Below are 12693 nucleotides of genomic sequence, written 5' to 3' on the forward strand. Positions count from 1 at the left end.
CTTTTGATATTGATATATTTTACATGATAACAAATTTAGGGTGTTAGTTGATTTATTGAGGATGGAGAAGTCAGGGTTATAAATGATTAATAGGGTATTTGCTATTTTAGCAATGTTTATCAAATGTTGGTGTTCTTGAAACTTAATTTTATTAAATAGAATTGATTTTAAGGGTTACATTTTGTAGAAAACTCAAGGTGTTAAATTTGATAATTTGAACAATCGTTTACATGCTCCTTTTGAGCTAATATTCTATGTTAATTAAAAATAGTTGCATATTAATTTATTGAATGTTGGTGTTTTTACTGTTTAATTTATTATCGTTCGTATTGATTTTCTAAAGGAAAAAAATTGGTAGGTTTTAAGCTTGATTATTCGGCATATTATGTACCTTATCATTTCATAGCGCAGACATTTAATATTGTTCAGATTCATTACGAGCGGATTAGTTGAACGCTAGTATTCTTATAACTCAATATATTTAATTATTGTCTTTGATTGGTAAAACAGAGAATTAAAAAAGGTGGTGGGTCGTGAGCGATTCGAACGCTCGACAAACGGATTAAAAGTCCGCTGCTCTACCGACTGAGCTAACAACCCATATAGAAAACTGCTAAAAGTGGTGGGTGATACCGGGTTCGAACCAGTGACCCCCTCCTTGTAAGGGAGGTGCTCTCCCAACTGAGCTAATCACCCCAAGTGTTTTATTTCTAAAACGTCACGGTAAAGATTGGTGGGTGATACCGGGTTCGAACCAGTGACCCCCTCCTTGTAAGGGAGGTGCTCTCCCAACTGAGCTAATCACCCTTACCGTGTGGATGTGCATTATAAGGCACGTCTTATTTCAGTCAACCTTTTTTTTTAATTTTCTGCAAAATTAGCTTTGTTCGATTTAATTTTAAACGTTTTTTGGGTGATGAATCGCAAAAACACCTTTTATTTGTGTTTGCCTCAGTTGTTGTGACTATGATTTGTGGATAAAATTATTTTTATGAGCAGTTAATTGATGAAGATAATAGATAAATGTCGGGTCATAATTTATGTCGAACCCAAGGTTATACGATATAAGATAAGTCAATCTAATGGGCTATTAACGTTTTCTCCATTTGGCGATTTAATTGAATATGATTATCAAAATTTCAATGATATTGATATTTTTGTTGGTCAACTACAAGCTAAGTTACCCAAATATACCAAATATGAAATAAACCTTTCAGATAACTATATTCAATTAACAAAAGTGATGATGCCGGAGGTGAAATTGCAACCCAATGAAATTGCTTTATATATCGAAGCCTCGATCTATAAATTATTTGAGTTATCCGCTAAAAACGTCTTTTTTGATTTTAATTTTTTAACTGATAAACAGAACCAAAATCAAATTATGATTGCCGTATGCGAGCGTGATTATGTTAATAGCTGGATTGAGCTATTTAAAAAAAATGAATGTTTAATCAATTTTATTGGTTGTTCAAGCGATAATAAAAGATTCAATTTTTTACCATGGCGACAAAGTCAATATAATAAGCAAAAACAGTATTTATCAATTGTAATAGTATGTTTGATGGGGGTGATGAGTTGTTTATTTTGTTATATGTGGAGGCAAGCCCAAACAAAATTAACCCGCTGTATAAATGACGTTTCACAGCAACAACTTATTGAGCAAAAGTTAAATGAGCAATTATCAACTTATCTGCCAAATCCTTCCGCGAGTCAAAGACAAATCGAGCAGTCATTAATATTAATTTCAGAACAATTACCTACTAATATTTGGTTAACTTCGTTTACTTATAAACCCGATAAAATAACAATTAAAGGGCATAGTTTTAACTATATTGAACTCACTAATTTTAATCTAAATCTTTTACAACATAAAAATGTCAGTAAAAGCCAAATCAAAACAATTATTAATAATAAACATAGTCTGTTTTTTGAAATGGATATTGACTTAAATGAACAGTGAGTTTTTAAATCGGCCATTTTGGCAACAATATTTAATCTGTATTTTGTTAACGATCGTTATTTTTATTATCGGTTATCTGTTTTTTATTTACGATATAAACAAACAATCAGACAAGCAACAAAAATTATATCAAACTAAACAGCTACAAATTGAATCATTACAATCAAGGCTTAAACGTTATCAATTTGGGCAAAACCGTTCATTAATAATCATCAATCAAAACGAATTTGCTCAATATATTGAACGAAACCATTTAATCCTAAACGCTTTCAAACATTATCAAACGGATGAAACAATAAATTGGGATATTGAACTTAATGGTGAATTTATTGATTTTATGAATTTAATTACAGACCTTAATAAAGATTATTACTATTTGAATTTTCGAGATTTAAAGATGACTAAACAGGAATCTTATCTACAAATTATATTTACCTTATTATTTAAAAGGAAAATAGAGTGAAAGCAAACTTATTTATAATGGGTTGTTTATTGATTATCAGCTGTTTTAATGTTATCGCAGAGCTAAACTTTTATCGAGATCCATTTGTTGAACCAACGCAAACGTCATGTAATGAACAGAAAGAGATATTATTAAAACAGATACAAGCTTGGCGATTCAAAGGCCTGATTAAACATAAAAGTCATTATTATCCGCAAATTTGGCTCTATTCTGAAAATCAGTGGCTTTCCATAAATCAAGAGGTTCAGTCTAAAGTACTATTTCCCTGGTTTTTGCAATCTTGGCAAAATCATAAAATCGTGTGGCAAGCTAATTTGACAGATTATTGTCATGAAACGATTGAATGGACAATGTCATTAAATGAGTCATAAAGATATGCAAACAAAAAAGATGTCATCAATTCATCAATGTCAAAAGATATTGTCAAGGATAACAATGATCTGTTTGATCTCAATGATCATCATGATAAGTACTGTTAGAGCTAACGAAAATCAGTTAAGTTTTAATTTGTCTTCAAATGTTGAACAACATGATAATGATCTTATTTCAATGAATTTTTATCAAACAGATATTGCCATTATTTTGCAAGCTTTAGCTGATTGTAAACAAATGAATCTTATTATGGGTGAGAATTTATCGATAAAACAAACCATTAAACTGCAAAATATAGATTGGCAAAAAGCATTAACCATTATTTTAGATTCGGCCAATTTACAAGCCACAATGGATGATAATATTTTATTTATTTCCAAAGCTATTGAACCAGAAATTTTAGAACAAAAAAAGCAATTGGAACTCAAACAACAAGAGCAAAAGCTGCCGCTTGAATCTTTGTCCATTGCGATTAATCATGCAGATCTTGCAAATTTAAATGAAACCATTCAGCAGCAAGGATTATTATCCGAACGGGGCAAAGTGATTATGGATAAACGAACCAATTCACTTATTATTATGGATTTACCAAAACAGTTTAAAGCGATTAACAATTTGATTAAGTCGATTGATAAACCAATGCCACAAGTACATATATCTGCACATATTGTAACAATGAGTAGTGAAAGTATGAATGAATTAGGTATTAAATGGGGTTATTCAGGGCGATCATCTCAATTGTTGAATAAGTTTGAAGTTGGGTTGGGTATTACTAACTCTACTTCTACCATAGGTTTCAATTTAGCTAAAATTTCTGGTAGTTTGCTTAATTTAGAACTATCAGCCTTAGAGTCTGAAAATCAAGTTGAAATTATTGCTAGTCCTAATTTATTAACATCCAACCAAAATATGGCATCAATAAAGCAAGGTACAGAAATACCTTATGAAGTTTCAAATGGTAATAATGGTGCAACATCAATTGAATTTAAGCAAGCCGTTTTAGGATTAGAAGTAACGCCAAAAATACTATCTGAAAATCAGATACTTTTAGATTTATATATTACTCAAAATACCGCTGGGCGCTCAATTAAACGAAGTGAGGGAGGGGAAGCATTGGCTATCGATACCCAAGAAATTAAAACACAAGTGAAAGTCAACAATGGCGAAACTATTGTTTTAGGTGGCATCTTTCAGCAAACTAACGATAATCTTAAACGAAACGTACCTAATGCGAGCGAGCTTCCGATTATTGGTAACTTATTTAAATATGAAGGTAAAAAACAGCAAAAAAAAGAACTTGTTATTTTTATCACACCACAATTAGTTGAGTAAATGCCATCAGAGTTGTATCATACAGAGTTTATTTTTCTATGGTTTACTTTGAAACTTAATTTACTGTTTCAATGTTTAGTTTTTTTAGTCATCATCATTACAAATTATTATAAAAGTAGAGAATATTATGTTTCGTGTTGTAGCTTCTGATTTAGATGGCACTTTATTAACTCCTGAGCATTGCTTATCACCTTACACTAAACAAGTCCTTCAAGCTTTGCGTAAAAAAGATATTCATTTTGTGTTTGCAACTGGGCGACATCATATTGATGTGGCTCAAATGCGAGAAAACATGGAAATTGATGCTTTTATGATTACTTCCAATGGCGCTAGAGTGCATGATAGCTCAGGGAATCTAATCTTCGGGCAAAGTATTGATCCTGTATTAGCATGTGAGGTAGCAAAAGAATGTATTGATGATCCATTAGTATACACTCATGTCTACCGCGGTGATAATTGGCTTATTAATAAAGAAGATACTTATTCTTTAAGTTTTTTTAGAGATACAGATTTTACTTATGAATATTTTAATCCATCTGATTTTGAAGCCGACGATATTGCCAAAATTTACTTCACAACAAGTAGTGATTCATTACATCCACATTTAGCCGAAATAAAAAATAGGCTTGATAAAAAATATGGTAGTAAAATAAGCATCACATTTTCATCTTCAAACTGTCTTGAAATTATGGCTGAAAATGTATCAAAAGGCAGTGCGCTAAAAAGGGTAGTTGAAAAACTTGGTCTCGATCTAAAAGATAGCATTGCTTTTGGTGATGGCATGAATGATTTTGAGATGTTAAAAATGGCAGGAAAAGGTTGCATTATGCAAAATGCTAGTTTAGATTTACGTCAAAAACTACCTCAATTAGAGGTAATTGGTTCAAACGTTGATGATGCCGTACCTCACTATTTAAGTAATTTATTACTATAAATTAATCTAATTATATTTTATGACTCTAACTTTTGATAAAAAACTCGATACTCTGGGATTACGTTGCCCAGAGCCTATCATGCTGGTTCGAAAAGCTATAAGAGAACTGGGTATAGGACAAGTACTTTATTTGATCGCTGATGATTTTGCCACTACTCGTGATGTACCGAGTTTTTGCAGATATATGGATCATGAACTGCTTGCCTCACAAATAGAATCCAAACCTTATCAATACTGGATAAAAAAATCCCATTGATCTTTCTGACAAAAATTTCAGGTTAACGATACATTTTAGTAAGTTAACTTAATTTGATAGAGATAGTAACGTAAAGTACGCCAGTCGTTTGGAGAAAAATTATCCGACATTAAAAATAGGGTATGTTGTTTATTGGTTCTTCTTGATTGCAAATTTAAAATAATAATGTAACGAAGTATTAATGGATTGCGTCTTAAATACCACCGTTGCTTATACCAATAGATCTGATTTATATAATGAAATAGTGCAAATTCTCCTATGACTTTTTTGCAACAACAAATGCTTCGCCACCAGTCAATAATTAAGAACAATAAAATAATAAAAGTGTAGTTATTTAATAATGTATCGGCAAATTTTAATAAACATTCAACAATTATAATCAAATAACATATTGATAATATTATTATTTGTTGGCCGGATATGGTTAATTTAGTTCTCCACATAATAAAAACTTAGTTCAAATAAAACACAATTAATAGATGATGTTGTTAAAAATTGCTTAAAATTAAGCTAAATATGGGAGATAATACGCATAATTAAAGTAATTTTTTATGAATGATTAATATATCTGCTCTATGACTAGAATATTAAATTCATCATATCAATGTTCATAAAAACTATGTGTTAAATTATTTGCGGGGTAACAGAAATTACTTTGTTGCCTTTACTTTTTCCTTTGAAAATTCAGCTAGGAATAATTTGTGATAATAATTAAAGTGTTAAAATTTTTTCTTAAGTTTTTTATCGGCTGTTTTCTATGTGCTTTAGTCATAGCAATTGCTGGTTATGCTTATTATTCGAAAGACTTGCCTGATGTTGCAACCTTAAAAGATGTAAGATTGCAAACACCGTTGCAAATTTTGAGCAAAGATGGAGAACTCATTGCTATTTTTGGTGAACGTCGACGAACGCCATTAAAATATAATGAAATCCCACCGGTAGTGGTTAATGCTGTGATTGCTACAGAAGATGCAAGATTTCATGAGCATTTTGGTATCGATCCGGTTGGGATTATCCGAGCAATGTATATAGGCTTAAAACAAAAAGGGTTTTCGCAAGGTGGGAGCACTATAACCCAGCAGGTTGCAAAAAATTTTTTCTTGACATCAGAAAAGAGTATTTCACGAAAAGCGAAAGAAGTTATTTTAGCGATTCGTATGGAAAAAGAGCTAACTAAAGAAGAAATCATGACACTTTATTTAAATATGATTAACTTTGGTTCTAGAGCATATGGTGTTGCAGCTGCTTCTTATACTTTTTTTGGTAAGACCCCAGATCAGTTAACCATTGATGAAGCGGCACTATTAGCTGGTTTGCCAAATGCACCTTCAGCTTATAATCCTATTTCACACCCTGATCGTGCACAGACCAGACGTAACTGGGTTTTGGGTCGTATGCTGGATCAATCTTATATTACTCAATCACAATACAATGAAGCAATCAGTAAGCCAATTAATGTAAGTTATCATTCACCACAGATCGAATTTTCAGCCCCATATATTGCCGAAATGGCAAGGCAGTTTATGTATGATAAATTTGGTGAAAATGCTTATACTGATGGCTATAAAGTCTATACAACTATTTCTAAAACAGATCAGTTAGCAGCCGAGCAAGCTGTGCAAAAAAATATTATTGATTATGATATAAGACATGGTTATCGTGGTCCTGAAAAAATATTATGGAAAGATAACGAGAAAGCATGGAATGATGAGCAAATTCAAAATACGTTAAAGAAATATACTTGTTATAGTGGTATGTGCCCTGGTGTTGTTATTCAATCTTCGGATCTCGAAGCAAATGTTGTTTTAACCGATAAATCTAAAATCGTTATTGCATTCCAAGATATGAAGTGGGCTCGACCATTTATTAGTGATACTAGACAAGGTTCTTTTCCGAAAAAAGTATCTGATACATTAAAACCAGGACAACTTATTTGGGTTAAGAAAACAAATGATAAATGGGCATTAGCACAAATTCCAGCTGTCAATGCTGCACTAGTTTCACTTGATTCTGACAATGGTGCTATCAAAGCAATTGTTGGCGGTTATGATTTTTATTTAAGTAAATTTAATCGTGCTACCCAAGCTCTTCGTCAATTAGGTTCAAATATTAAACCTTTTATTTATACAGCAACATTAGAAAAAGGTTTAACTATGGCTACACTACTCAATGATGCGCCTATTGTTCGCTCAACAGGTAGTGCGACTTGGCGACCTAAAAATTCCCCACCAAACTATGCTGGCCCATTACGTTTAAGAATTGGCTTAGGGATGTCTAAAAATGTAATGATGGTTAGAGCGCTGCGTGCAGTAGGAATTGAATATGTTGCGACTTATTTAGAGCGATTTGGATTCCCTAAAGAAAATATCTCACTTAATGAATCTTTAGCTTTAGGTTCTGCTTCGTTCACACCATTGCAAGTAGCAAGAGCTTATTCGGTGATTGTTAATGGTGGATATTTAATTTCGCCTTATTTAATTGAAAAAATCGAAGACAATAATGGTAGTGGTGTTATTTATCAACATCAACCTTTGATTGCTTGCAAAAATTGTACTGATGAGGTTATCAAAACAGAGTCAATGCCAGTATCCCTAAATAATGTAGAGAATGAAATAGACGAATCAGGTAATGAAGAACCTGAACAAGCTAACCTTAAATCAGATGATAATATGGTATTACCAAATATCAATCTGGATAATAAAGCAACGGATGTTACTCCAAAATATGCACCTCATACGATCGATAGTGGTTTAGCTTTTATTATGAAAGATGGACTTAGAACAATTGTCTTTGGCGGTTCTGATTGGCAAGGTACGGCTTGGCGCGTGAAAGCATTAGGTAGAAAAGATGTAGGGGGGAAAACCGGTACCACAAATTCATCAAAAGATGTTTGGTTTTCTGGCTATGGTGGCAATATTGTCACAACTGTATGGATGGGCTTTGATGATCATCGACGCAATTTAGGTCGAACTATTCGAGCGGAAGCAGGGGCAGTTACAGCCAATCCACTTTGGATTGATTATATGAAAATCGCCTTACAGGATGTACCTGTAAATGAAGATATTAAGCCGGACAATGTCATCTCTGTTACCATTGATCAAAAGACCGGGTTATTACCTCAATCTGGTTCTCAAACAATGTCGGAATACTTTATTAAAGGTACTGAACCAAAATCTTATGCAACTCAAGAAGTTGATACAAGTGTGACCGATTCCCAAGGTAACACACAAGAACTATTCTAGTAAGGTATTGAGTATGAATGGTTCTATAAGAATTATTGGTGGCAAATGGCGTGGACGTAAATTGGCAGTACTTGACAAACAAGGTTTACGCCCTACTACTGATAGAGTTAAAGAAACTCTTTATAATTGGTTAATGCCAGTTATTTATGATAGTGAATGTTTAGATTGTTTTTCGGGAAGTGGTTCATTAGGCTTTGAAGCTGCATCACGAGGTGCAAAAAGTGTAATATTACTAGAAAAAGATAAACAAGTTGCGCAGCTGCTTAATAAAAATAAACTACTTATTGCTTGCGATGCAATTGAGATTCATCACACTAATACGCTAATATGGCTTAATCAACCAGCTCAAAAACAGTTTGATATTGTGTTTATCGATCCACCATTTCATCAATCACTCGTTGCCCAAACGGTTAATCAGCTTGAAAATAATAATTGGCTGAAATCATCTGCATATATTTATATCGAAACAGAAAAAGACCATGAGCTAATGAGTTATATTCCTACTAATTGGCAATTACATCGAGAAAAAACCGTCGGTCAAGTTCACAGTTATCTTTTTATACGAGAATAAAATTAATGTTTATATTTATTGGTAAATTTTTATATACCATAATGTGGTTATTTTTATTATTTAATTTGATTCACCCTTACCCAAAACCTGCCAATATTGTTGCGTATTTTGGTTTAGCCGCTTTTACCATAACCCATGGCTTACAGGCCTATATGTTACAGTCAACAATGACGAATAAAGAGAAAGAAGAGGATAAATTTAAAGCACTTCGTCTTTTTATTTTTGGTGTATTTGAATCACTTAGCTGGAAAATTAAAAAATAACGATAAAAGTGGTTGCCAGATACAAAAAATTTTGTATAATGCTCCCACTTCTTTCGAAGTATTCCAATAAGCGGGAATAGCTCAGTTGGTAGAGCGCAACCTTGCCAAGGTTGAGGTCGCGAGTTCGAACCTCGTTTCCCGCTCCAATTCTTCATCTACAAATATTCAATATCGAATAAACATTCTTATAAAAGATCTAGTCTATCTACTTTTTAACGGAATTTGGTGAAACTAATCATCAATACATTATATATATGTAGTATCAATTATGTTGAAACTTAACATTTATATCTGACAAAAATTATTTTTAATTTTATAATTATATATCTTTTTTTTATCCCTCCAAATATTTCTATAATCTTAGATTAATTATCTTTAGTAACTTTAAAGTAATTAGTGTACAATTCTAAAAATTAAAAAAATGAAAGTAAATCAAATAAACTGTAAACTAGTAAATGAACGTTATTATTATGGAAATATCAGCAATTTTTACTCAAATAAAATCCACTGGAACTAAATTTGTAAAAAATGAATGTGGTGTGCATACGATAGAATATGCAATTATAATGTCAGGAATTACAATGGTAGTTTCAGTTATTTTTTTTGATGATGATGGCCCAGTTAAACATGCTTTAACTGAATTATTTGATAAATTAAAACATAAATTAAGTAGTATTATTTAAGTTTGTTTTTTTATTTTTCTAACTTATTATAAACATTAAAATGGATATAAATAACGTTTTGGAGATATGTTTAACCGTTTTGATATAACTATTTAAACTTATAATTTTTCACTTTCCTTTTTAGGTTATCTAATATTCAATATCTTTCTGTTATTTGTTTTCCCTTTTAACTGTTATTTTTTTCGATAAAAATAATTATCAGGTTATTAATAATAATTAATTATTAATACATTATGCTTTCATTATATTTCATATGAATTGTCAAATAATTAACAATAAATTTGTTTGTTATACTTTTCTTTTTATATTATTTATTAACATTATGTTTTAATTGTAAATTTTTTTTATAAAAAATTACAATTACATCTGGTAAATTTACATTAAACAGCATATAATTTGTTAACATTAAGTAAAGATATTTTTACAAAAAATTAAAATAATGTAAATATTAAGGAGAAAGTAATTATGGTGCATTTATCAGCAGTCCGTTCACTAGTAAGAAATTTTACAAGCAAATTCATAAAAAATGAACTTGGTGTAACAGCAATTGAATACGCAATCGTTGCCGCAGGTATTTCTTCTGTGGTTATAGTTATCTTTAATGGTACCGATGGTGCTGTTCATAATATGTTCGAGGATATATTTTTTGAATTAAAAGCTAAATTAGTTAATATTATTGTTAGTTAAAATACTTGATTACATAGCGATATAAACTACTCCTTCGTAAAGGAGTAGTTTATTGTTTTAAGTTAGTTTTTTATTGCGTTAAGTAATAAGATAAATCTTATAAATAATAAAATAGATATTAATAACAGTTAGTATAAAAGGATTAAGTCCTCTATATGTTATTTCAACATTGTATTTTCAGCTTTTTAAAATTAAATTGTTAGAAATGTTATGATTCATATCAATGTACCTCTTTTACCTCTCATGCAATTTAAAGAATTTAATGGTATATCAGCAAAATATTTTAATGAGTAAATTATTTTTATCTTTAAAATTGAGTGATGACTAAAATCTATTTATAAAAGGTTATAGTAGGTAACTTATTAACATATTAGTTATAAAGTCTTATTTTTATTTTTTTACATTATTGGTATTTTTTATTGGTTTGGTATAAAAATTTATTATAAAGTTCAGTTTATGCTGGCAAATTTACATTAAACTACATATAATGCGAAATATTCATGATAATAAATAGAAAAAATCACGAATATAAAATGTAAATATTAAAGGGGAGTGTTATGATGTACTTATCAGCAGTTCGCGCACAATTTAAAAACTTTGCAAATAAGTTTATCAAAAATGAACGTGGTGTAACAGCAATTGAATATGCAATTGTTGCAGCAGGTGTTTCAGCAGTGATTTTGGTTATCTTTAACGGTACCGGTGGTCCTGTTCACGATATGCTAAATAACGTATTTAATACTTTAAGATTTAAATTAATTAGTATTATTTTTTAACAATACTTGATTACTATAGTGAAACAAACCACCCCTTTATAAAAGGGGGATTATTATTTAGGGTGGTTTGATATCACATCAAATTATAAAATAATCCATTGCAAATCATGCAGTAAATACAAATAACCGCATATACAATAAATTTTAGTTTAAAGTCTGGTTTATTTAGATATTATGGCAGCGTTTTAGCCTTTTAAGATTAGATTATTTTATTACTCATATCAGCATTACCTCTTTTACCTTTTATCTAATTTGAAAAATTTAATGATGTTTTAGTAAAAATATATTAATGAGTAAATTTTTTTAATATAACTAATTAAATAATAATATAAAATATCTTTATTAAAAAACTATAAATGGTTAACTGTTAACGTATGATTATAAAATTATCTCTTTCTTTTGGAGTCGTAATGGTATTTTTTATTGATTTGATATAAAAAAATTAAAATAAAATTGTATTTAATGCTGGTAAATTGATATTAAACCGCATATAATGTGAAAACTTTCTGATAAGAAAGCGAAAACAAATTAAATATAATGTAAATATTGAAGGAGAGAGTTATTATGATGTATTTATCAGCAGTTCGCGCACAATTTAAAAACTTTGCAAACAAATTTATCAAAAATGAACGCGGTGTAACTGCGATTGAATATGCAATCGTTGCAGCAGGTGTTTCAGCAGTGATTTTGGTTATCTTTAACGGTACCAGTGGTCCTGTTCACGATATGCTAACTGATGTATTTTCTACTTTACAAACTAAATTAAATGGCATTATTCAATCATAATATTTGATTGTTATTGGTGATATAAACCACTTCTTTAAAAGGGGTGGTTTATTGTTTTTGGTGGTTTGTTATCATGTCAAATTATAAGATAACCCGTTGCAAATCATGCCGTAAATACAAATAACAGAATGATATATAATAAGTTTTAGTCTAAAGCCTCGTTTGTTTAAATATTGCATCTGCATCTTAGTCTTTTAATATCAGATTATTTTATTACTCATATCAGCATTACCTCTTTTACCTCTTATCCAATTTAAAATATTTAATGTTGTTTTAGTGAATTCTATTTTTCTAGTGTATAGGTATCTATTAACTTATTCATTGTAAACAATTCTCTTTTTGTGCTCACAATAGTTAAATTTTAA

The 12693-nt window shown here is 30.4% G+C and carries 14 protein-coding genes and 4 tRNA genes; 14 read left to right on the forward strand and 4 right to left on the reverse strand.

Going from position 1 to position 12693, the window contains the following annotated elements; translation table 11 throughout:
• Positions 1 to 524: 524 nt before the first annotated feature.
• The 3 genes from AC5LW9_RS04905 to AC5LW9_RS04915 all read right to left on the reverse strand — a co-directional run bounded on the left by AC5LW9_RS04905 (position 525) and on the right by AC5LW9_RS04915 (position 807).
• Positions 525 to 600, reverse strand: a tRNA-Lys gene (locus AC5LW9_RS04905).
• Positions 601 to 620: 20 nt separating this feature from the next.
• Positions 621 to 696: transfer RNA gene (locus AC5LW9_RS04910), tRNA-Val, on the reverse strand.
• Positions 697 to 731: 35 nt separating this feature from the next.
• A tRNA-Val gene (locus tag AC5LW9_RS04915) sits at positions 732 to 807 on the reverse strand.
• A gap of 199 nt (positions 808 to 1006) precedes the next feature.
• Here AC5LW9_RS04915 and AC5LW9_RS04920 point away from each other — a divergent pair.
• From AC5LW9_RS04920 to tusA, 6 genes are all read left to right on the forward strand, one after another.
• The gene (locus AC5LW9_RS04920; protein ID WP_086351389.1) at positions 1007 to 1963 is read left to right on the forward strand and encodes a PilN domain-containing protein; all 957 of its coding nucleotides are present in this window, start codon (positions 1007 to 1009) and stop codon (positions 1961 to 1963) included.
• Positions 1953 to 2426, forward strand: a complete 474-nt coding sequence (locus AC5LW9_RS04925; protein ID WP_086327262.1) for a type II secretion system protein — start codon at positions 1953 to 1955, stop codon at positions 2424 to 2426. Before AC5LW9_RS04920 ends, AC5LW9_RS04925 begins: the two co-directional genes overlap by 11 nt.
• Positions 2423 to 2797: a hypothetical protein gene (locus tag AC5LW9_RS04930; protein WP_493456421.1), complete on the forward strand. Its 375-nt coding sequence runs from the start codon at positions 2423 to 2425 to the stop codon at positions 2795 to 2797. Before AC5LW9_RS04925 ends, AC5LW9_RS04930 begins: the two co-directional genes overlap by 4 nt.
• Before the next feature lie 64 nt (positions 2798 to 2861).
• Positions 2862 to 4130 (forward strand): secretin GspD/PilQ domain-containing protein, encoded by a 1269-nt coding sequence (locus AC5LW9_RS04935; RefSeq protein WP_493456422.1) that lies wholly within the window; start codon positions 2862 to 2864, stop codon positions 4128 to 4130.
• Positions 4131 to 4257: 127 nt separating this feature from the next.
• Positions 4258 to 5064 (forward strand): Cof-type HAD-IIB family hydrolase, encoded by an 807-nt coding sequence (locus AC5LW9_RS04940; RefSeq protein ID WP_086327259.1) that lies wholly within the window; start codon positions 4258 to 4260, stop codon positions 5062 to 5064.
• A 19-nt stretch (positions 5065 to 5083) separates the two neighbouring features.
• Positions 5084 to 5320 (forward strand): sulfurtransferase TusA, encoded by a 237-nt coding sequence (gene tusA / locus AC5LW9_RS04945; protein ID WP_065737548.1) that lies wholly within the window; start codon positions 5084 to 5086, stop codon positions 5318 to 5320.
• A 35-nt stretch (positions 5321 to 5355) separates the two neighbouring features.
• Here the strand turns inward: tusA and AC5LW9_RS04950 are convergent, their stop codons facing one another.
• Positions 5356 to 5763: a protein YgfX gene (locus AC5LW9_RS04950; RefSeq protein ID WP_493456423.1), complete on the reverse strand. Its 408-nt coding sequence runs from the start codon at positions 5761 to 5763 to the stop codon at positions 5356 to 5358.
• Between the two features lie 267 nt (positions 5764 to 6030).
• Between AC5LW9_RS04950 and AC5LW9_RS04955 the strand changes: the two genes are divergently transcribed.
• The 8 genes from AC5LW9_RS04955 to AC5LW9_RS04990 all read left to right on the forward strand — a co-directional run bounded on the left by AC5LW9_RS04955 (position 6031) and on the right by AC5LW9_RS04990 (position 12328).
• Positions 6031 to 8562 (forward strand): penicillin-binding protein 1A, encoded by a 2532-nt coding sequence (locus tag AC5LW9_RS04955; RefSeq protein ID WP_493456594.1) that lies wholly within the window; start codon positions 6031 to 6033, stop codon positions 8560 to 8562.
• 13 nt (positions 8563 to 8575) lie between these two features.
• Positions 8576 to 9133: a 16S rRNA (guanine(966)-N(2))-methyltransferase RsmD gene (gene rsmD, locus AC5LW9_RS04960; protein WP_493456424.1), complete on the forward strand. Its 558-nt coding sequence runs from the start codon at positions 8576 to 8578 to the stop codon at positions 9131 to 9133.
• A gap of 5 nt (positions 9134 to 9138) precedes the next feature.
• Positions 9139 to 9396, forward strand: a complete 258-nt coding sequence (locus tag AC5LW9_RS04965; RefSeq protein ID WP_493456425.1) for a DUF1145 domain-containing protein — start codon at positions 9139 to 9141, stop codon at positions 9394 to 9396.
• A 70-nt stretch (positions 9397 to 9466) separates the two neighbouring features.
• Positions 9467 to 9542: transfer RNA gene (locus AC5LW9_RS04970), tRNA-Gly, on the forward strand.
• A 324-nt stretch (positions 9543 to 9866) separates the two neighbouring features.
• Positions 9867 to 10079 (forward strand): Flp family type IVb pilin, encoded by a 213-nt coding sequence (locus AC5LW9_RS04975; RefSeq protein WP_198228783.1) that lies wholly within the window; start codon positions 9867 to 9869, stop codon positions 10077 to 10079.
• Between the two features lie 465 nt (positions 10080 to 10544).
• Positions 10545 to 10766: a Flp family type IVb pilin gene (locus AC5LW9_RS04980; RefSeq protein ID WP_198228784.1), complete on the forward strand. Its 222-nt coding sequence runs from the start codon at positions 10545 to 10547 to the stop codon at positions 10764 to 10766.
• Between the two features lie 557 nt (positions 10767 to 11323).
• On the forward strand, positions 11324 to 11542 hold the full coding sequence (locus AC5LW9_RS04985) for a Flp family type IVb pilin (RefSeq protein ID WP_198228785.1): 219 nt from the start codon (positions 11324 to 11326) through the stop codon (positions 11540 to 11542).
• A gap of 564 nt (positions 11543 to 12106) precedes the next feature.
• Positions 12107 to 12328, forward strand: coding sequence for a Flp family type IVb pilin (locus tag AC5LW9_RS04990; RefSeq protein ID WP_198235492.1), 222 nt, complete (start codon positions 12107 to 12109; stop codon positions 12326 to 12328).
• Positions 12329 to 12693: the final 365 nt, after the last annotated feature.

Source organism: Gilliamella sp. LMG 34360 (assembly GCF_984568995.1).

Excerpts from the sequence above, each read along its gene's own strand:
- AC5LW9_RS04920 (WP_086351389.1), top strand. The coding sequence starts at position 1,007 with ATGAAGATAATAGATAAATGTCGGGTCATAATTTATGTCGAACCCAAG.
- AC5LW9_RS04925 (WP_086327262.1), top strand. The coding sequence starts at position 1,953 with ATGAACAGTGAGTTTTTAAATCGGCCATTTTGGCAACAATATTTAATC.
- AC5LW9_RS04935 (WP_493456422.1), top strand. The coding sequence starts at position 2,862 with ATGATCTGTTTGATCTCAATGATCATCATGATAAGTACTGTTAGAGCT.
- AC5LW9_RS04940 (WP_086327259.1), top strand. The coding sequence starts at position 4,258 with ATGTTTCGTGTTGTAGCTTCTGATTTAGATGGCACTTTATTAACTCCT.
- tusA (WP_065737548.1), top strand. The coding sequence starts at position 5,084 with ATGACTCTAACTTTTGATAAAAAACTCGATACTCTGGGATTACGTTGC.
- AC5LW9_RS04950 (WP_493456423.1), bottom strand. The coding sequence starts at position 5,763 with ATGTGGAGAACTAAATTAACCATATCCGGCCAACAAATAATAATATTA.
- rsmD (WP_493456424.1), top strand. The coding sequence starts at position 8,576 with ATGAATGGTTCTATAAGAATTATTGGTGGCAAATGGCGTGGACGTAAA.
- AC5LW9_RS04965 (WP_493456425.1), top strand. The coding sequence starts at position 9,139 with ATGTTTATATTTATTGGTAAATTTTTATATACCATAATGTGGTTATTT.
- AC5LW9_RS04975 (WP_198228783.1), top strand. The coding sequence starts at position 9,867 with ATGGAAATATCAGCAATTTTTACTCAAATAAAATCCACTGGAACTAAA.
- AC5LW9_RS04980 (WP_198228784.1), top strand. The coding sequence starts at position 10,545 with ATGGTGCATTTATCAGCAGTCCGTTCACTAGTAAGAAATTTTACAAGC.
- AC5LW9_RS04985 (WP_198228785.1), top strand. The coding sequence starts at position 11,324 with ATGATGTACTTATCAGCAGTTCGCGCACAATTTAAAAACTTTGCAAAT.
- AC5LW9_RS04990 (WP_198235492.1), top strand. The coding sequence starts at position 12,107 with ATGATGTATTTATCAGCAGTTCGCGCACAATTTAAAAACTTTGCAAAC.